Source organism: Chitinophaga sp. XS-30, from assembly GCF_008086345.1.
Taxonomy (GTDB): domain Bacteria; phylum Bacteroidota; class Bacteroidia; order Chitinophagales; family Chitinophagaceae; genus Chitinophaga.
Map to the genome: position 1 here is coordinate 3,242,334 of NZ_CP043006.1, position 19,773 is coordinate 3,262,106.

General features: G+C 49.5%; 17 protein-coding genes. 5 read left to right on the plus strand and 12 right to left on the minus strand.

Going from position 1 to position 19,773, the window contains the following annotated elements:
- Window positions 1-9: 9 nt before the first annotated feature.
- The 4 genes from FW415_RS13315 to FW415_RS24995 all read right to left on the minus strand — a co-directional run bounded on the left by FW415_RS13315 (window position 10) and on the right by FW415_RS24995 (window position 4,200).
- Window positions 10-576: a hypothetical protein gene (locus FW415_RS13315; protein ID WP_148385756.1), complete on the minus strand. Its 567-nt coding sequence runs from the start codon at window positions 574-576 to the stop codon at window positions 10-12.
- A gap of 1,029 nt (window positions 577-1,605) precedes the next feature.
- Window positions 1,606-2,271 carry a response regulator gene (locus FW415_RS13330; RefSeq protein WP_148385763.1) on the minus strand — a complete coding sequence of 222 codons (666 nt, stop codon included), beginning with the start codon at window positions 2,269-2,271 and terminating at the stop codon, window positions 1,606-1,608.
- On the minus strand, window positions 2,268-3,944 hold the full coding sequence (locus FW415_RS13335; protein WP_168208810.1) for a tetratricopeptide repeat protein: 1,677 nt from the start codon (window positions 3,942-3,944) through the stop codon (window positions 2,268-2,270). Before FW415_RS13335 ends, FW415_RS13330 begins: the two co-directional genes overlap by 4 nt.
- A 112-nt stretch (window positions 3,945-4,056) precedes the next feature.
- Window positions 4,057-4,200, minus strand: a complete 144-nt coding sequence (locus tag FW415_RS24995) for a hypothetical protein (RefSeq protein WP_168208811.1) — start codon at window positions 4,198-4,200, stop codon at window positions 4,057-4,059.
- Between the two features lie 357 nt (window positions 4,201-4,557).
- On the opposite strand from FW415_RS24995, the gene FW415_RS13340 reads away from it, so the two are divergent.
- The gene (locus FW415_RS13340) at window positions 4,558-5,526 is read left to right on the plus strand and encodes a hypothetical protein (RefSeq protein WP_148385767.1); all 969 of its coding nucleotides are present in this window, start codon (window positions 4,558-4,560) and stop codon (window positions 5,524-5,526) included.
- Window positions 5,527-5,612: 86 nt separating this feature from the next.
- On the opposite strand, the gene FW415_RS13345 is transcribed toward FW415_RS13340, so the two are convergent.
- The 7 genes from FW415_RS13345 to FW415_RS13375 form a co-directional block, all read right to left on the minus strand.
- Window positions 5,613-6,371, minus strand: coding sequence for a methyltransferase domain-containing protein (locus FW415_RS13345; RefSeq protein ID WP_148385770.1), 759 nt, complete (start codon window positions 6,369-6,371; stop codon window positions 5,613-5,615).
- A 132-nt stretch (window positions 6,372-6,503) separates the two neighbouring features.
- Complete coding sequence (locus tag FW415_RS13350) at window positions 6,504-7,619, minus strand: TlpA disulfide reductase family protein (protein WP_210420681.1); 1,116 nt, start codon at window positions 7,617-7,619, stop codon at window positions 6,504-6,506.
- Window positions 7,620-7,642: 23 nt separating this feature from the next.
- Window positions 7,643-8,794, minus strand: coding sequence for a TlpA disulfide reductase family protein (locus tag FW415_RS13355; protein WP_148385773.1), 1,152 nt, complete (start codon window positions 8,792-8,794; stop codon window positions 7,643-7,645).
- Window positions 8,795-8,805: 11 nt separating this feature from the next.
- Window positions 8,806-10,272, minus strand: coding sequence for a RagB/SusD family nutrient uptake outer membrane protein (locus tag FW415_RS13360; RefSeq protein ID WP_148385775.1), 1,467 nt, complete (start codon window positions 10,270-10,272; stop codon window positions 8,806-8,808).
- 15 nt (window positions 10,273-10,287) lie between these two features.
- On the minus strand, window positions 10,288-13,635 hold the full coding sequence (locus tag FW415_RS13365) for a SusC/RagA family TonB-linked outer membrane protein (RefSeq protein WP_168208812.1): 3,348 nt from the start codon (window positions 13,633-13,635) through the stop codon (window positions 10,288-10,290).
- Between the two features lie 318 nt (window positions 13,636-13,953).
- The gene (locus FW415_RS13370) at window positions 13,954-15,123 is read right to left on the minus strand and encodes a FecR family protein (protein WP_148385780.1); all 1,170 of its coding nucleotides are present in this window, start codon (window positions 15,121-15,123) and stop codon (window positions 13,954-13,956) included.
- A gap of 72 nt (window positions 15,124-15,195) precedes the next feature.
- Window positions 15,196-15,759: an RNA polymerase sigma factor gene (locus FW415_RS13375; protein ID WP_148385782.1), complete on the minus strand. Its 564-nt coding sequence runs from the start codon at window positions 15,757-15,759 to the stop codon at window positions 15,196-15,198.
- 335 nt (window positions 15,760-16,094) lie between these two features.
- Between FW415_RS13375 and FW415_RS25000 the strand changes: the two genes are divergently transcribed.
- The 4 genes from FW415_RS25000 to FW415_RS13395 all read left to right on the plus strand — a co-directional run bounded on the left by FW415_RS25000 (window position 16,095) and on the right by FW415_RS13395 (window position 18,695).
- Window positions 16,095-17,183 (plus strand): DinB family protein, encoded by a 1,089-nt coding sequence (locus tag FW415_RS25000; protein ID WP_168208813.1) that lies wholly within the window; start codon window positions 16,095-16,097, stop codon window positions 17,181-17,183.
- A 222-nt stretch (window positions 17,184-17,405) separates the two neighbouring features.
- Window positions 17,406-17,726: a helix-turn-helix transcriptional regulator gene (locus tag FW415_RS13385; RefSeq protein ID WP_148385784.1), complete on the plus strand. Its 321-nt coding sequence runs from the start codon at window positions 17,406-17,408 to the stop codon at window positions 17,724-17,726.
- Window positions 17,723-18,229, plus strand: coding sequence for an SRPBCC domain-containing protein (locus FW415_RS13390; protein ID WP_148385787.1), 507 nt, complete (start codon window positions 17,723-17,725; stop codon window positions 18,227-18,229). Before FW415_RS13385 ends, FW415_RS13390 begins: the two co-directional genes overlap by 4 nt.
- Before the next feature lie 49 nt (window positions 18,230-18,278).
- Entirely contained in the window at window positions 18,279-18,695 is a 417-nt protein-coding gene (locus FW415_RS13395) for an SRPBCC family protein (RefSeq protein ID WP_148385789.1), read from the plus strand.
- 87 nt (window positions 18,696-18,782) lie between these two features.
- Here FW415_RS13395 and FW415_RS13400 read toward each other — a convergent pair whose 3' ends face one another.
- Window positions 18,783-19,652, minus strand: a complete 870-nt coding sequence (locus FW415_RS13400; protein WP_210420682.1) for an AraC family transcriptional regulator — start codon at window positions 19,650-19,652, stop codon at window positions 18,783-18,785.
- Between the last annotated feature and the right edge of the window lie 121 nt (window positions 19,653-19,773).

Here is a 19,773-nt window from a genome sequence, read left to right on the forward strand (position 1 = left end):
ACGCTCGATTTAAAAGTTCTTATTCAAAATGATGTGACTGGAAATTGCGGCAAGACCATTCCTGAATCCACGGGTATAGCTAATGATGATACCATGCCCGACGCCCTCATTAAGTTTGGACTGCTCTTCGATTTCTTTGACCTGCTTGATATGATTCTCGGCAATTTCCTTCTTGACTGTGAGCTCCTCCACAGTATCTACCATTCCACTCCTGCTTCTGCTGGTGATATGGAAATTGATTTGCTTGATAAAGTCTTCGTAGAATGTTTTTACCTTTCGGATAGATCTCTCCAGATCATTTTTTAAAGCAATCACATTTTGTTCCAGATGGGTTGTATCCGGATTTATCAATGCATCATTGTATCCTTTGGATTCATAATTTTTATCGAGAAAGTCATATAATAGATGAATTCCCCCAATGCTCGCCGTAACTGCCTTTTCTTCAGTCTGTTCTTTTTCCGGTTTTTCCTTTTCTATAAAGGTTTCTTCAGGAATATCGGGTATGGCGTTTTCAATAGCCATAGCGTGGTTATGCCCATTTTGGCGTTGCCGGTTGAAAATATCGAATAAGCCCATACATATTTTATTAAATGGTTATTGTTGGCACTTTGTATTTATTATGTCCCTTGCTATGACAGCATTCGCAAAGGGTAATGAGCAGATGGTTCGGGTACTCCCAGGGAAGACGGAATTTTTGTTGACTTGCAATGAAGTGATATTGCCGGTGATGTACCTGAAGATCCTTATTGCTGCTGCAATGCACACAGCGATTCATATCGCGGGTAAGTACTTCCTTTCGCTTGGCCTTCCAATTTGGGTGAAATAACAGTCCGCCATAACTGCCATGAGATTTAACATTCAGGGAACCATTTTCGTTTGGTTTTCCTGGAGGAGAATTTTTGGTGATCCCACCCTGAATATATCTGCGGTAAGATTCTTGCCCTTTAAACTGTAAATATTTATACGGTGAGTCGCTTGGAGTTGTCATAATCACACAGGTAAGCGTTTATGGAAATGTGGTCCTTTGTGGTAGCCAATTCATTGCTCCCATTTACAAAGGGTCCTGTTTTTCATGGCTTTCTCAATCGGCATGCTGACGATTCGGTGATTGCAATTGCTTAGTCCCGGGCAATCAGATTTGTAGTGGTATTTTGCAGCATGCTTGCTGTCGCAAACATACACTGTTGGCTGATTGCAGCTTAGATAGCTTGTAAGCAGACAGGCATATATGCATAGTTTCATGGCCTGATCGATTCAAAAGATGAATGGTACAGCGGGATAAGTGTAATTGTATTAAGTTGTATGGCAGGGCATGCAACAATGAAGACAGCCATTCGCCTTGCTATGACGCATTTTGGCTACACGAACGGCTTCGTGGCAAGATTCAAATTCTCCCAGAAAAGTCCGGTTGTACATCATCGAAAAGTATCTGCAGGTGGTGACGTGAACTTCATGATCGCCATTGGGCTGGGGATTGTTATTTACGTAATACTTCTGTTTCATAGTGCGTTTTTTGATTTATGAACCAAAAGTATATGTCAAAAAGATCCTTTTCTTATGGGAAACCGTAATTGGTTGTTGGTATTGAGATATTTTTTTGAATATTTATATAACACCTAAATCCTTGCAATAGGCCACCAGTTGTTCATTCTTGGAAAAGCCAAGGGCTTGCTTCATTTGATTGAGCGTTTTTTCTATGCTGCTCAAGCCAGACGGCTTTATCTGGTGATGTTGAAGGTACGCAGGTATATCTTTCTGCAACATTCCCTGTGCAAGCAGCGTAATGATCGTGATATCGAAATCCGAAAATACGTAGGCGTTCTTTTTGTCAATTAACTGCTTGATATGACGGGGGAAATAGCGACGGTGCTGCGCTATTTCGCAGATAGCCTGTTTAAGCTCTCTGGCGTCGTTCCTGGCTTTACGTACAAAGCCGTCGATATCAAGCTCGCGGTAGAGCTGGTCAATGGCAGCCGGTTTGTTTTCCGCCGAAAAGACCAGGATTTTCAGGTCGGGCTGTATTGCCCTGGCGGCAGTAATCAATTCCATTCCTCCGGGTAGTTCCTGTTTGCAACCGTCTGGTTCGAAATAAAGATCGGTGATAAGAAGGTCGAAAGAGCGATCAGCCTGAGCAGCTTTCGCTATCCTGTTCAAAGCATCATCGCAATAATAGACATGCTCCGTATTGACGATGGCCAGTTCTTCCAGTGTTTTTTGAACGGAGATATTGGCGCTTTCGTGATCTTCGGCTATTAATACCTTTGTAATCATGATGATGGAGGTGTTGGAAAGGAGATGTGAATTTTTAATCCTTTAGCAGGATGCTCAAATGTAAATTGGCCGCCAATTTTTTTAATACGGTTTTCCGTATTCCGTAGTCCGTTCCCATACTTAAATTGCGGTGGAAGTCCAATGCCATCATCTGTGTAGTGAATGTGAACCAGGCCGTTTTGGCGTTCAAACTTTATCAATACGGAATGAGCCTGGCTATGCTTTTTCATGTTAATCAGCAATTCCTGCAGGATGTGTTCAACCTCGATCTGGACCGGCGCATTGGTATGGGCCCACAGCATGGGGTTGTTTCCTATGATCAGGACCCTGAGGTTGTCGGAAGCAAAGGAAGTCAGCAAATCTGTTATTCTATCATGAAAAGGGAGGTTTGAGATCGTGGGTTGTTCGTAGGAGATATCGCGGGAACGCTCATACAGGCTCTCGATCCTGTCGACCAATTGATCTTTGTTGATAGACTCCGTATATTGGACGTCTGTCATAATGCGGTATAGGCCATTAGCCACCACGTCATGAACTTTTTGTGAAGTTTTAAGTAGATGTTCCTGGATGGCTTGCCGGGAAGCGGCTTCCAGTTGTCGCCGACGCCTTCGGTACCTAAGGAGAATGACAATGCCAACGGAAATGAAAAACAGGATGGTCAACACCAATATAAACCACTGCACAATCAGTTGGATTTCTTTTTGTGCATTATCCTTTTGGAGCTGAAGATTGTCTGCTTTGTTCTTCTCCGCTTCATACCGGATTAGAGCGAATTGGTTCTTGGCTGCGTTCTTAGCCGTTTGGATACTATCCGTCAGGTATTGGTAACGAATGAAATAAGGTCTCAGCAGTTTGGCGGGACTGAGCGTAATAAGTTTTTGAAGGGCCTCAGCTTCGTTATCCGGACTATTGATTTGCCTGGCGATTTCGTACCTTTTTTCGGCATAATAAAGCGCGGAATCGGGCATGGAGGTTGAATAATAATCTGACAAATGTGCGTAGCTGGCATTGAGCCCTCTGCTGTCATTCGAATCCGTCCGGATTTGCAATGCATATTGAAGCTCAGGCGCAGCAGGATAAGTGGAATCTTTAAGCCACTTGGTTTTGGCATAGTTGGAAAGCGCCCGGGCATATTCTTTTTTCTTTTCTGTACTTTTAGCCAGGAGAGATTTGAATATATCGATGGCCTGGTCATACTCTCCTTTCTTCTGGTAAGTCAGGGCTATACTATTTAAGGCAATAGCCCGTGCGTTTGGATGTTTTATATATTGGAGCGCTTTATAATAGTAGCCGATGGCTGCTTCATAGTTTTTGAGATTAAGACAGATATTGCCAAGTTCGTGATAGTCTGAGCTCAGGCACTCCTGATCTTCTTTTCGATGTTCATCAAGGTAAGTAAGGGATTTTAACAGGCTTTCCTGACCTCCATAGTAGTCTCCCTCATATGCCTGGATGATGCCCATATAGGTATAGGCCATTGCAACCTCCAGACTGTCTGTAGCGCTCGTTGCGACAAGATTGAAATAATAAAAGGCAGAATCGTTGTTGATGTTGAAAAGCGATTCTCCTTTTTCTAAAGTGGGTGCAGAAATCGGGAGTGGGGTATATCGCTTTGATTTACAGGCAAAAAGACTGATAAGCAATATTGGCAGGATAATGTTTAGGGCTCGCACTGATGGACTATTTACCTTAAAAGTATAGAATTCCTAAATTCTGAGGAATTATTATTGATTGGGGATTAAGAAAAGTGAGGCAAGAGCTGTCTTGCCTCACTGGAAGTATGCATCAGGGGTTCCTTGGAGGAATTGTTCCGGTTTCGCCTTCGGTATCGTCAAAAGTAGTGACCTGATCGCCATTGTTATTATTGCCATTATTGGAGTGGCTGGGGCATAAGAATGCCAGCAAGAGGTATAATATTGTACTTAACATTTTTTTGATTTTTTGAAATGAAAAAATGGAGCTGCCGGTTGCCGGGCATCCGGCAGCGGATTTTGAGTGAGTGAAGAAGCGCTTCTTACTTGTGCTGGGAAGTGTGGGCATTGATCGCGGAAGCTCATAATCGCTTCCCAAGCCGGTTACCGGCCTCCACTTTCTTTGCCCGGAGCGAACCGGTCTGTACAGAGAGCCCCTTAGCTATGGAGGCATTGCCCGATCGCAGAACGAAGATAGGACGAGGTAACAGGTTGATTTACAAACAATTCCAATAATTCCGGTAATTCCTGATCTTCCAGGTATAATTCCGGAAATGCGGGGTCAATTCCGATTATTCAGTTTATAATTTCACTTATGACGACATCTTTTATTGATTACGAACGACTGGTCTTGCAAGCCTATGAACAAAAGCAGGTAGATAATACGCTGCCCCACGGTTTGAAGCACCTTACGCCCGCCAGGCTCAAAGAGGAGTGTGTAATGAGATGCAGCAAAGGTTTAAGTAAACGAGATGAAAAGGTAATCAGGGACTTCAGTGGAGATTTAAATGAGTCGAGAACTTACCCGGTTATCATTCAACAGTGTGACACGGATAAGTTCAGGCCCCTGGTGAACTTTCTGAAAGGGAGGTCTGAAAATACAGATCCAAAGAATATTGAGCTCCTGGCCTGGTTAATTGACTTTCCAGACAGGCCCTGGGAAATAGGAAAGGTGTACCCTACCAATCTGATGGAGAGTGATACCGGCCGGATAACAGGGGAAAATCCCCCTACCAGCCTGTCCGCAACCGGAGGTAATAAAACAACGGGGAATCCTGTAATTCCGGAAGATCCAATAACTCCGAATTTGCCTGAAAGCCCAAAGGAAAAGGAAAGTCAGGATGCTAATGCTATGGGAACCAGTAATCAGGAAAAATTAAGGAGGAAACCTGCGAAAAGGCTGGCGGCGGCCATTATGTTATCACTGGCGCTGGGAACGGGTGGCACATGGTGGTGGATGGATAAAAATCAGCCGCCAAACCACAACGGCGGCTGCATGTATTGGATGGAAGATCATTATGAGCCCATAGCTTGTAACCAGAAAATACACAATGCGGTGATCATAGCCTTAGATACTGTGAAGTTGAAAAACTTTAAGAAGATAACTATGCCGGACACCATAACCTACCTGGCCATAGGGAAGGTTTGGTACGCTAAAATTGACAGCAAAATCGAATATTACACATCGGAGGGAGATCATCCTGTAGTCTTTGGCCGCCGGCTGAAGCCGATCACCAAATATATAATCGATAAGTACATCCGCTCGGGTACAATCGCGGAATAGTAACCAAAATCTCGGCCAGGAAGATTAGTGTAAACCCGGTGCTAGCTTGTCTGCCCCAAAGGGCGATCAACGTCAACCGTAGTTTGTCAGAACCGGGCAACGATGATCACCCGTTTGAAAGCATACACCATGGGAGCGGAAGTAAAATGAGCGGCTATTCTGGCCTTAAAAGCTTTCGTGAAAGCTGACTGCAGCGGCCCCTGCAGTTTTTCCATGTAAGGGACGAGGGCGGAACCGGAGATAAATTCGTACAGGGTTTCAACAGATTGAGCAATGATGGGATATACTTTCTGATATACGATGGCCTCTTTTGCGCCATTGCTGAACATTAACGCCGTATAGTCATCCAGCGACAACATGGGGGAGCGGCGTATGGAACCCTTCAGGACTTCGTAATAGGGCGCTTCATGAACAAGTTCATAGAGGATCTGATTCAGCAGGTTCTCCTTCTGGGACGGCATTTGTACCGCAAGCTGGCCCTCCGGCGAGAGTTTTGTAATGATCTTCGGAAAAAGGTCAGAATGATCGTTGACCCATTGCAAAGATGCGTTGGCTACGATGATATCCCATTGATCAGGCAGTTGCAGTTGTTCTTCCACTGACCGCTGTGCAAAGATGATATTTTCCTGTTGGGGAGCCTTGGCCAGCATTTCGGCAGAGGTATCAATACCGGTCACCCGGGTTGCCTGAAACCTGTCCGCAATGATCTTTGTTAATTCCCCCGTTCCGCAACCCAGGTCGAGAACATGCATATCCGGCTTAGCGTCAATATGGCTGATCATATCATAGAACGGCTCGTACCGTTTTTCTTTGAACTTGTTGTATATGTCGGGATCCCAGGGCATATTGTAAAAGCCCCTGAATGGGGCAGGTATTTAAGATAGGGAATAAACGGTAAATTACCAATATCAGGGCGATGCAAAACAAGTGCCCCCGAAAGCATTCCACTTCCGGGGGCACTACAGGTTTTAATACATCTACTGCAACAGTTCTTCCAGCTTCTTCTCCAGCGCTTCGCCCCGCAGGTTCTTTGCCAGTATCACCCCGTCCGGCCCCAACAGGTAGTTCGCGGGAATGGAACGGATGTCATACTGACGGGAAACGGCGTTATCCCACCAGTTCAGGTCAGACACGTGCGTCCACGTCAGCCCGTCATCATGAATGGCTTTCAGCCATTTTTCCTTCGCGCCCGGCTGATCGAGTGATACGCCCAGCACGGTGAAGTTCTTGTCTTTGAATGTCTGGAAGGCTTTTACCACCGCCGGGTTTTCCTTGCGGCAGGGTACACACCAGCTCGCCCAGAAATCGATCAGCACGTATTTGCCGCGGAAATCTTTCAGGGAAACGGGTTTGCCCAATGTGTCGTTCTGCGTGAAATCAGGCGCTATCTTGCCGATAGCTGTAGCTTTTGCCGCGTCGATGCTGAACTGCATCTTTTTAGCCAGCGCATTCTGCTTTGCCGCCGGCTCCAGGGCTTTCAGCTTTTGCTGCAACACTTCCATGTCCTGCTCGCGGATGTAGAACGACAGTACCATCGCGCTGAGCGGCGAGGCGGGATGTTCTGCTACCCAGTTGTTATAATATACCTTCTTCAGCGAGTCCACGCGCATGTATTTTTCCTGCAGGCTGGCCAGCCTTACCGTATCCTTTGCGCTGTAGGCCTCGTTCATTTCTTTGCCCAGCGCCGCTGCCTCAAGGAATTCAGGGCGTGTTTTCGCGGCTTCGGAAAGGCTGTTCATTTCTTTGGCGTAGCTGCTGCCGCTGTACACGATGTCTTTCAGCATGGGGCCTTTCCCGGTGATCTTCAGGTTGCCCGGCTGCAGGTACAACAGTGCTGAACTGCCTTCCGCCATCCTGTCGTTCCCCGCGCGGAGCAGGTAAGTATCACCTTCTTCCACCTGAACATTCAGGCGGAACCGGCCGTTTTCCACGATGGTGGAATCGGCTTTGGCGGAAGAGGTCAACCGGGAGAGATAGACTTTGGTACCTGCTTTGAGACCGGCTACCCGGCCTTCCACTACGGTGTTGGATTGGGCAAACGCGCCGGTGCCCGTCAGGAGCAGCGCAAGCGATAACAATTGTTTTCGGAGCATGTGCATACAGATTTAGTGGTGATTTATTTGAATGCGGCTTCCAGTGCGGCATCCATTTTTGCATCGTCTTCTTCTCCACCTTCATACCGGCCGATGATCTTCCCTTGCGGGTCGATCAGTATCTTGGTGGGCAGGGAATAGATGCCGTATTTTTTTGAAATGTCCCTTTCATTGTATTGCCCGGCCATCAGCTTATCCATATCCAGCCCGCGCAGCACATGTTTCCACATTCCGATGCCATCCTGGTCTACCGCTTTCTTCCAGGCCTCCGGTTTGCGGTCGTCGTCCGACACGCCGATGATCTCGAACCCCTTATCTTTATATTCCGCATACAATTTCTTCAGGTGCGGGTTGCCTTTACGGCAGGGCAGGCACCAGCTGGCCCAGAAATCGATCAGCACGTATTTGCCTTTGAAAGATGAGAGCTGCAACGTTTTTCCGGTAATGTCAGGAGCGGAAAAATCGGCTGCCATCGTACCTGCTGCACCCAGTTTCCTTCTTTCCAGCTCATCGGAAACGGATTTGCCGATGGTGGCTTTTATGTTTTCCGGGAACTGGTCGTAATAAGCCCGCAGGGAATCGGAAGAGAGCGAATGCAGGTATCCCCTCAACAGGTAAGCGGTGAGGTAATTGCCGGGATGCTTTTCAATATACCCGAAATCGATCTTTTCCATTTCCTTGTAATAAGGCTTCAGCCCGCCTTTCATTTCCTGGAACTTGAAGTTGTCAATCTTGTTCACGGAATCCAGTGCGCGGAAGAAGGGCGCCCATTGCTGCTTCAGCGGCTCCTTTTGCTTATTCAGCGCATCCATGTCCGCCTGCGTACGGGAGCCGGTGATGCGGCTGTCTTTGAAATTATCTTCTTTCACGCTGGCGGTGAGCGTTCCGGGCTCCAGGAAAAAATACAGGTAATTGGGATCGTCCATGCCCCTTGATTGCATTTTCCCATACAGGCTCGCCGCGGTTGGTCCGGCAAGCGTACCCCTGAAGGTGAATTTTTTGTTTTGGCTGACGTCGGCGCTGTCCAGCACCATCTTTCCCTGGTCATCGGCATACCGTAAATAAACATACGGTGTAGCCGTGCCGGTAAATTCCCCGGAAAGTGTGAACTGCTGCGCGATAGCGGCGCTACATGTGCCGATCGTCAATAAAGCTGCGGTGACGGTTTTCTTCATGATCAGTGATTTTATTGCTCGTTCTGTGTCAGGTTACCATTGCCGGTGATCTCGTCCTCCGGGATGCGCAGAAGTACTTTTGGGTCGTTGGCGGCGATGGTCATCGGCCCGGAGCTGTTGGAGGCGTAGTTGCGTACCATCGGCAAGCCGTTGCGGAAGTAGTCGTAGCCCGCATGCCCTTCAAAGGCCAGTTCCAGCCGGCGTTGCTTCAATATCTCGTCAAACAGTGCCTGCCCGGTGATGCCTGTTGTATCCCCGATGCCCGCGCGCGAACGTATCCTGTTCAGGTCAGCCAGCGCGGGCCCGTTGTTGCCGGACTTGACGGCGGCTTCGGCGCGGTTGAGGTAGATCTCGGCCAGGCGCAGGTAACGGCCGGGAGAGGGGCTGTACAGGGAAACATATCCCAGCATGTACTTCACGCAGGCCAGCGAATCATCGGGATTGCCGGGCGTGACGTTCTTCACGTAGAATTTCTTCCGCAGGTCGTCTTCCCGCAGCAAACCCAGCAGATCGGGAGAGGGACGGTACAATCCGCCCGAATAGTTGATCTGTGAAGGCATCGCGTACAGATTGCTGATCAGGCCGTTCTTGTAATCGGTGTTCACCGCAAAGATATCTTCCCTGTTGCCGGTGCTGCCGGAGTTGTAATAGGCCGTGTAATCGGCGTTCTGCAACAGCTGGTATCCTCCGTTCAGGATCACCGAATCCGCATATTGCTTCGCTTTCTGATTGGCGGTTGCGTCCGGCTGGGCAAAGGTGCCGCCCATGTACAGATACACGCGGGAAAGCAGCGCATAAGCCGCATATTTGCCGGCAAAGCTGTTGGTTTTAGGTAACGTCATCAGGGGAATGGCATCCTGCAGGTCTTTGATGACCTGATCGTACACTTCCCTGACGGTCGCGCGTGGCGGTGCAAATCCCAGACCGTTGTTATCCGTGGTGATCAGCATCACGCCGGGGCTCTGCGCCGCATCCTGGTAGTAGGGGCGGCCGTACAGGCGCACCATGTTAAAGTACACATAGGCCCGCAGGAAAAGCGCTTCTCCTTTTGCCTGCAGGATCACGGCATTCGTCTCACCTTCCTTTACATTGGCCAGTATCTTGTTTAGCAGCAGGGTGATGTTGTAGCTGCCTCTCCAGTATTCGTAGGTGTACGACAGATCTTTCGCGGCAGAATTGAGATAATTGAACGCGTCTGTGTTTTTATTTACCTGGGCGTCCAATGCCCTGATATTATTTCCATGCGCTTCCGAAAGAAAAAGCTGCATGTCGTTATAGTTGAATGAACTGGCGACGGCGGAACCGGAAACGGCGGCATATGCGCCCCACACGGCTTTCGTGAACCCTTCGGGTGTGGCGAACTGCTGGTCCTCATAGATGACATTGTGCGGTCTCAACTCGTCCAGCTGCCTGTTGCAGGCGCTGGTAATGAGCAGGATGGTCAGCGGGAGCAGTATGTTGATCTTTGTTTGTTTCATTGTTAACGTTTTTTATCAGAATCCTACATTGATACCGGCCAGGAACCTTCTGGGATTGGCAAACCCGGTTCCCACGCCGCCATAAGCCGTGCTGGTGCTCAGTGTTGCGCCTTCCGGGTCGGCCCCTACAAAATCTTTTTTCTTGATGACCGCGAGATTATCGCCGCTGATATAGGCGTTGACGTTCTTCAGCTTCAGACGCTGCACCAATGCGCGGGGAAAGTCGTAAGACAACCGTACGTTGCGCAGGCGCATATGGCTGGCATCTCCCCATATCCTGGAAGAGCGGTAAGTGAGGGATTGCCATGCATTGGGATTGGTGCTGAACACGTCGGGATAGTTGGCGTTCGCATCCCCCGGTCCTTCCCACACCTGCTGATTGCCGCCAAACAACACATTATTCCTGCCGAGCCGCGGTGCTGTAGGCGACTGGAAGTTGTTTACGAGCGACATCATCACATAGTTCCCGTACTGGAACCACCATTCCATGCTCAGGGTGAGCTGCCGGTATTTGAACGTATTGGTGAAGCCGCCGAAGAATTTCGGCGTAGCAGAGCCAACTACCTGCCAGTTGGCGAGGTTCGTAGTGTTGCCGATGCCTTCCACGTCTGTCATCTTGCCGGAAGCATCAACATTCTGATGGATCATATTGCCGTTCTCCGGGTTGATGCCCACGAATTTTATAGCCTTGATCACGTTGATATCTTCCCCGACCTTGCGGTAATAGGCGCCGGAATAGTTGTCCCGCAGCGAATCCTGATAGAGCGAGGAGATATGGTTCTTGTTGAAGCTGATGTTGAAATTCGTGTACCAGTTGAATGTGCTGCTTTTCAACGTATGTGCGTTCAGCATGATCTCCACACCATTGTTGATGATCTCGCCGATGTTCTGGTACTGGCTGAGCGATCCCTGCGCGGAGGTCAGGGAGACGTTCTGCAGCAGCCCGGAGCTTCTTTTACGGTAGATGTCCGCCGTTATATCGATGCGGTTGAAAACCCCGAGGTCCAGCCCGATATTGGTATTGTACATCGTTTCCCAGGAAATGCCGGGATTGGCCAGCTGTGTGATGGTAGAACCGATGTTGTTCAGGTCCGCATAGCGTGCGCCGTCCGAATAAAAAGTGGTGTTCAGATAGCCATCGCCGAGATCACGGCCGGAGGTGCCATACACGGCGCGCAGCTTGAGGTTGTTGATCACGCTGTTGCCGGACAGGAATGCTTCATTGGAGAGCAGCCAGCCGCCGCTCAGAGAATAGAAAGTGCCGTAGCGTTTATCCCGGCCGAAATTGGTGGTGGCATCTGTGCGCACGGACAAGGAAGCGTAGTAACGCTGATCGTAGTTATAGTCCGCCTGGCCGAACACGGAGAAGGTCGCTCTTTCCTGGTAGTTGCCGGATGGTGCGTAAGGCAGCTGGTACACCAGTTGTATAGGCCCGCCGAACCCTTTGGCGGCGCCCATGTTCCTTTCCCCGGGCAGGAGGTTGTACAGATCAACGTTCGTCAGCTCGGTCGTGCGTTTGCCCCATTCCTGCCCGGCCAGGGCGAAGAGGGAATGCCTGCCGGAGCTTTTCCTGAAATTCAATGTATTGGAAGTCAGGTAGTCGGTATAGCGTGTATCATTAAGCGTGAGCGTGCCATTGGGCAGCACGGGGCTGGCAGGGTTGAACAGGTAGGGATAGCCGCCGTATTTACCGGAATACGAACGTGGATCGAGATAGGAATTGATGTGCGTATTCATGTAGTTCAGCGAATTGGAACTTTGCACATACAACCAGGGTGTGATCTCGTACTTCAGCCGCAGCGCGCCCAGGTGGTTCTGCACATTGGTGATCCGGGTATTGTCGTATTCCGTTTCCGCCAGGAAGTTCTGCGACCAGGTGGTAAAGACGGGGCCGTAGTTGCTGGATTGTTTGACCGGCAGGCTGTCGGCCAATGTACCGTCCGCATTGTAGGGATTCATGAAAGGCTGGATCATGTACAGCTCCGGGATGCCGTTCCTCCTTACGGTTTTGTCTACAATAGAGCTGATATTCAAGCTGGCGGTGAATTTGCTGGAGATCACCTGGTCAATGTTCAGCCGGATGCTTTTACGGTCGAAAGTATTGTCGTACAATGCGCCGTTTTCCTTGTACCAGGCAACGCCTCCGTAGAACTTCGTTTTGTCGGTCCCGCTGTTGATGCTCAGTTCGGTATTGCGGAAGTTGCCGTTGCTGTAGATCGCATCCTCCCAGTTGAAATTATTGTTGCGGTCCGCATCCGTATAAGTTCTTCTTTCGTTGATGAAATCCGCCACATCGGGATAGGTCGTACGGATGGAAGGCGTTTGTTCCCAGTACCGCATCATCTGTTTGTCCATAAAAGCGATCAGCTCGGAAGTATTCATGAACCGGATGTCCCGCACGGGCTGAACGGCGCCGTACTGCATGGTGAGGTTCACGCCCAGCTTGCCTGCCTTGCCGCGTTTGGTGGTGACCACGATCACGCCCTGTGCGGCGCGGGAACCGTAGATGGCGGTGGAGGATGCGTCTTTCAGGATGGTGATGTCCTCTACGTCAGCGGGGTTCACCGCATCCTGCAGGTTCTGGTAGTTGGTGATCACGCCATCCACGACGAACAAAGGGCCGTAATAACTGTTGGTGGCGGTAGCCATGGAAGATTGCCCTCTTTCGATGACCTGCCCCTTGGCGCCGGCTTCGCCGGAATTTTCGGTGATATACAGGCCGGTAGTCTTCCCTTTCAACATGGATAAGGCATTCGGCGTGGTCACGCTGCTTCTCAGCTGGTCGCCGGTGACCTTTTGCACGGAACCTGTTAATTCCTTGGCGCTTTTTGCGGTATAACCGGTGATCACCATTTCTTCCAGGCGGGCGGTGGCAATGGCCATCCTGATATCGTAACGGCCGCCGGCTTTGACGGTTTTACTTTGCGTCTGGTAGCCGATAAAGCTGTATTCAAGCGTGGTATTGTCCGGTACGTTGATGGTGTATTCACCGTTCCGGTTGGTGTTGACGATCTTCACCACACCGGTTGGTTTGCTTGTGGAGCGCACCGTCACGCCTTCCAGCGGTTCGCCCTGCTCACTGACCACGCGGCCGGTGACATCGGGCAGGGGAGTGGAGGGATTTGTGCCGGTTCTGACGGTTGGTGCGGGCCGGGTCACGATCACGATATATTTGTTATCGCGAAGGGAATAGTAAAGGTCCTGGTTCATGAAGCAATAATCCAGGGCAACCCGCAGCGGGATCTTTTCAAAGACTACATCTACAGGTTTGGCGTTCCGTAGTTGCGTTTTGCCGTACACGGCAGAATAGCCGGTCTGTTTTTCGATCTCCCGCAGCACTTTTTCAAGTGGAACGTTCTCCATTTTCAGGGTAACGGTTTGCGCGTGTACGAAAAGGCCGGAAAAAATAAAAAAGAGCGATAAAAGACTGAGCCTCCGGACATTGCCGGTTTTAATTTTGGTTGGCAGGCATAAGGCACCATGCTTCGTTTGGCACCAAGCAGTTAAAATCATACATTTGATTTTGGGTGATTAAAAAATTGATTCCCGATAATTCGATTACCCATTGGACCGGCATGTGCATAACAATGCCGTCCCTTCCCGTTCACGGCCGCAATCCGTAAACGGGATTTTTCATGTCTAAAGATCCTGGTTGTTTTTACATGGTCAGTTTGTTTTTTATCATGGTATGACGGTGACTTTTTTTCCGTCTATTTTAAAGTGTATCAGGTTGGTCAGTTCCAGCAGCTCAAATACTTTCGACACAGGAACATCCCTTGGAATGGTCGCATTGAACAGCTCTTTTACAGGCCCTCCTTCGTACACCACTTCAATATCGTACCAGCGGGAGAGCTGCTTCATGATCGTTTCAATATCCGCATCATTGAACATGAACAATCCGTTCTTCCAGGCCACTGCGGCATTGATGTCCGCATTAGCCAGCACCTGCACGGTGTTTCCGGCAATGGCCTGCTGGCCGGGTGCCAGGCGGCTGTTGCCCTGGCCTTTGCTTACCTGCACGGCGCCTTCCAGCAGGGTGGTGGTGCTCTGCGACTCACCCGCATAAGCGCTGACATTGAAATGGGTACCCAGCACTTCCACACTGGTGCCGTCCTGCGCCCGTACCCTGAAGGGTTTGGCGGCGTTTCCGGTCACCTCAAAATAAGCTTCCCCGCTTAGCTCCACTTCCCGGCTGTTCCCGGCAAATGCTGTCGGGTAACGCAGGGAGCTGCCCGCGTTCAGCCATACGCGGGACCCGTCCGGCAATACCACCTGGTACCTGCCGCCAAAAGGTGTAGTGAGGGTATTATAATGTACAACCCCGTCGCCCGCCACACTGTTATATGCCAGGCTGCCGGTACCTGTTTTCACGATCTGCGTGCTGCCCTGCTGCGCTAATGCTCCCGGTCCCGCATCATCCAGCGTGATGGTGCTTCCGTCAGCCAATGTCAGAATGGCCTTGTTCCCGCCGGGCGGGATGTCATTGCTGTAGCGCGTTGTTACCGGCGCCAGGGCAGGCTGACCGTCTCCATAAAACAAGAAATAACCGCCCACGCCAAACATCAGCACCAGCACAGCCGCGGCTGCCCACCGGGTATAAGGCACCCGTTCCCGCATGGGCATGTTTGCCGAAACTTCCTTCACCCTGCTGATCATCTTCTGCATCTCCTCTTTTTCTGTCCCGGCAGGCGTAATGTGGGCTGACAGGTCTGTCAGGATCTGTTTTACGATATCATCGTATTGCTCATCTTTCAAAAAACGAGACAATTCCTCAACCTCTGTTTCCCCAATACTGCCCTCAACGTAGCGGGACAGCAGGGACTGGAGCTTCTCCTGTTGCTGTATTGACATAGTGGAATATTATTGCGCTGTGTATATATAACTAACGAACCGCCCGGTTGGACTAGTCCAGGTAAAAAAAAATTAAAAAAGCAATAATGTGGCGCGCCCGATGAAGTGCCGGATGGACTGGATGGCTTTTACCAGGTGGTTTTTTACCGTATTGGGGGAGAGTTGCAGGCGGGCCGCGATCTCGTGGTTGCTGAGCCCTTCCTGCCGGCTTAGCTTGTACACCAGCTGTTGCTGTGGCGGGAGGCGGAGCACGGCATCATGGATCAGGAGCCCGCTTTCCTTCCAGTTCAAACGTTCTTCCGTATCCAGCGTATGGTCCGCCTGCGCAAGCTGAAGGAGCTTCAGCAGCTTTCCTTCTACAGCGGCCCTTTTGATATAGGTAAAAGAGAGATTGGAAGCGATGGTGAACAGCCAGGAGCCGAGGTGGTAGATACGGTCCAGCTCATCCCGGCGGAGCCAGAGGCGCAGGAAAACCTCCTGTACGATCTCTTCGGCGATGCTGCGGCTTTTGGTAATATTGGACGTGAAAGGAAGCAGGCGGGGATAATAATAATGAACGATCTGTTCGAAGGCCTTTTCGTCAGCCTGCGCCACCCTGTCCAGCAGTTCCCTTTCATTGATTAGCTTCTCGCTCATTCACTTTGATCCCCCGTGCAAAGTATTTGGTTGATTGGTGCTTAAAATTACTAATTACTATCCTGATTTCTAAAAATATTGCAGGTGGATTTGTATTCTCCGGATTTTCTGCCCCGGGCAGGCGACGTTCCCGGAAACAGCTTATATTTGAATGGCAATTGATAACGAGGCAACGAGGTAATCCCTGTAAAACTGATTCAGTCCGGCTTATTTTCTCTATAGTGTACGCCATCCGGCGATGATCATGTGCGGTGACATGCATACTTCAATAAATACCGAAATAACCAAAACCCAATAGCAATCGCTCTATTTTCAGATCACCAAAATTTAAAAGCATGAAAGTACTCAAGAAAATTCTCATTGTATTGGCCATTTTGATCGCTATTCCGCTGATCATTGCACTCTTTTTGAAGAAAGACTACGCAGTGGAGCGGGAGATCGCGATTAACAAACCTAAACAGGAAGTTTTTGACTATGTGAAGTATCTCAAAAACCAGGACAATTACAGCAAATGGGCCATGATGGACCCTGATATGAAGAAAACATATCGCGGTACGGATGGTACGGTTGGTTTTGTTTCCGCCTGGGATAGTGAGCAGAAGGATGTAGGTGCAGGTGAGCAGGAGATAAAAAAGATCACGGAAGGGGAACGGATCGATTTTGAGCTCCGTTTTATCAGGCCGTTCGAATCAACAGAGGCGGCTTACATGGTTACTGAATCGGCTTCGGAAGATCAAACTACGGTAAAATGGGGATTCAACGGGCATATGAATTACCCGATGAACCTGATGATGTTGTTTATGGACTTCGAAGAGATGATCAGTAACGACCTGGATACCGGTTTGATGAGACTGAAGGGCATACTGGAATCCCGGCAAACGGTTGCTGATGGCAGCATGGAATTTTTACTGGGTTATTTCAACCGCACCACCGGTGATCTTGAAAAAAGCGTAGCGGGGCTGAGCGAAGCGCAATTGAAGTTCAAACCGGCGCCGGACAAGTGGTCTGTGAGCCAGTGCCTTGAGCATATTGTCGCCACGGAAAAAATGCTGTTCGATATGGCTAAAAAAGAACTGGCTAAACCCGCGCAGCCGGAGCTGAAAGGGGAGGTGAAAACCTCCGACGCAGAACTGATCGCAGCAATGACCGACCGCAGTGAAAAACACAAGACCTCCAAGGAACTGGAAGGCGCCGGTCTGTACACTGATCCGCAAACAGCCCTCAATGACCTGGCTGCGGCGCGCAAACCTGTATTGGACTATATTCAGAACGCATCTTTGGAAGACCTGCGCAATCATGTCAGCGATTACCCTACGGGTAAGGCTGACGGTTATCAGAGCCTGCTCTTCATTGCGGCGCATTGCGCCCGGCATACTTTGCAGATTGATGAAGTAAAGGGTGATGCGAATTTTCCGAAGAACTAGTATATAGTCCGGTTGTATTTCGGCAGCTGGCATTTTAAAAGATCATGCAGCCGGGAGAACCTCCCGGCTGTTTTTTATATGATGGTTATCGCGGCGCATGCTGATCAGGCTACCCAACTCCCTGAAACCACCATTTTTTCAAAAAAATCAAAAAAATAATTGCGAAACCGAAAAGTTGCATGTATATTTGCAACCGAACAGTTTCATAAACGCTGTGATCAAATGAGAAGAGACGTATTCCAGGCAATAGCAGACCCGACCAGAAGGGCGATCATCGCCATCATCGCCATGCAGGCCATGACGCCCAATGCCATTGCGGAACATTTCGACATGACCCGGCAGGCGGTGTCCAAACACCTGAAAATACTGACGGAATGTGAGTTGGTAAAACCGGAGCACAAGGGCAGGGAGATCTATTATCAACTTGAAATTGAAAAAATGAAGGAGATCGACAAATGGCTGGAGCAGTTCAGAGCGATCTGGCAGCAACGATTTCGCCAACTGGATAACTTATTACATACAATCAAAAACAAGAAAAAATGAACAACAATCTGCAATTCGATTTCGTGGCGGACAAGACGAATAATACCATCACGATGAAGCGTGAATTTATGGCAGACCGCCAGCTTGTTTGGGACTGCTATACAAAAAGCGAGCTGCTGGATCAGTGGTTTGCGCCCGCGCCGCTGACCACTAAAACCAGTTCCATGGATTTCCGGGAAGGCGGACATTGGCTGTATGCCATGGTGGAACCCGATGGTAAGGAGTATTGGGGGCGTATGGACTATCTGGAGATCCGGCCGATTGACGGTTATAGGGGACTGGATGGTTTTTGTGATAATAATGGCGTACTCAATCCCGAACTGCCCCAGGCCAAATGGGATACCACGTTCAGCGACTTCGATGAAAATACAATAGTGCATATGATTGTCACCTATGACTCCCTGGCGGACCTGGAAACGGTCATCAATATGGGCATGCAGGAAGGGATGATCTTAACGCTGCAGAAGCTTGACGATCTGTTGTCCAGGTTGCGCCGTAAATAGGGGCATAGATACCAATACCGTATTATCGTTAAACAATAAAACCAGAAAAATGAACACAACAAAGATCACGGTTGAAGCAACCATTGCAGCGGACGCAAAGAAGGTTTGGGATTATTACACAATACCCGGACATATCACCAAATGGAACTTCGCTTCAGATGACTGGCAGTGCCCGAGCGCTACAAACGACATGAGGGTAGGGGGGAAATACCAGGCCCGCATGGAAGCCAAGGACGGCAGCTGGGGATTTGACTTTGAGGCCATTTATGATGAAGTGGTGGAAGGGCAAAAGTTCACTTATACCATGACGGACGGCAGGCAGGCCAGCGTTGTATTCAAAGACCTGGGCGGTAAAACGGCCGTTACCATAGTATTTGATGCGGAATCCGAGAATCCTGTAGAAATGCAGAAAGAAGGCTGGCAGGCGATCCTCAACAACTTTAAAAAATACGCGGAAGCCAATTGATCCACAGGCGGAAAACTGTCCAATACCCGTTTTACGTCACCAGGGCTGGTGTGCTTGAAGGAGCGCCGGCCCTTCGCCGTTGGGGGATCAGATGCTCATGAACTCCTTTTTGTAATCCATCGGCCGCTTCAGCATAAACTCCTTGAACTGCCTGTTGAAATTCGATAAAGTATTGAACCCCGATTCATAGCAGATGTGCGAAACCGGTTCATCCGTTTCCGTCAGCAATTTACAGGCGTGCTTGATCCGTATCTCGGACACGAACCGGGAGAAGGGTTTGCTGTTCTGCATCGTGAAATACCGGCTGAAAGAAGTGGGCGTCATATGCAGCAGCCCGGCGATCTCTTCCAGCAGTATCTTGCGGCGAAAGTTCTTGAGCACATAGTCGTACACCAGGTTCATGCGGGTAGTCTCGCTTTGCGTCTGCACATCGCTGTAGGCTTTTGCGGAGATGTACGCATATTCCTTCGTGGCGGCCATATATTCCAGTATCCGGAGCAGGTGTATCACGCTTTTGATGCCTTTCATCGCGGTAAGCTCTTTCATCATGGCAATGATCTGTTCCCTCGACCGGCCATGGAATTCCAGCCCCCGCAGCGCCCGGGTGAACAGGTTTTTGAGCGCCAGCATTTCCTCTTTCTCCATGATATGCTCCCCCAGGAAATGCTCGTTGAAATAGATCACGATGCCATTGATCCGCAGTTCGCTTTTCTTTGCAAAATAGGCCTCATCGCTCCGCCACAAATGGGGCAGGTGAGGACCGGTAAATACCAGTTCGCCCGGTTTGAAGGCCTTGATGCTGTCCCCCACGAAGCGGGTGCCGGTGCCTTCCAGCACCACAAAGAGCTGGTATTCAGAATGTGCATGCCATACCGGATCGAAATGCCGGTCATGCAAATGACGGATCACGAATATCTGTGAGGGCGGTATCTCTGACTTATGGACTGCAGTCTTCAATTGGTATAGATTGTCTTTATTTGCCCAAAATAATAAGAAAATAGATATAATTCAGTCACTTTTTGATATAATCCGCGAATGATTTGATCAGGAGGAAAGGGATATTTGTAACAGTCTTTTC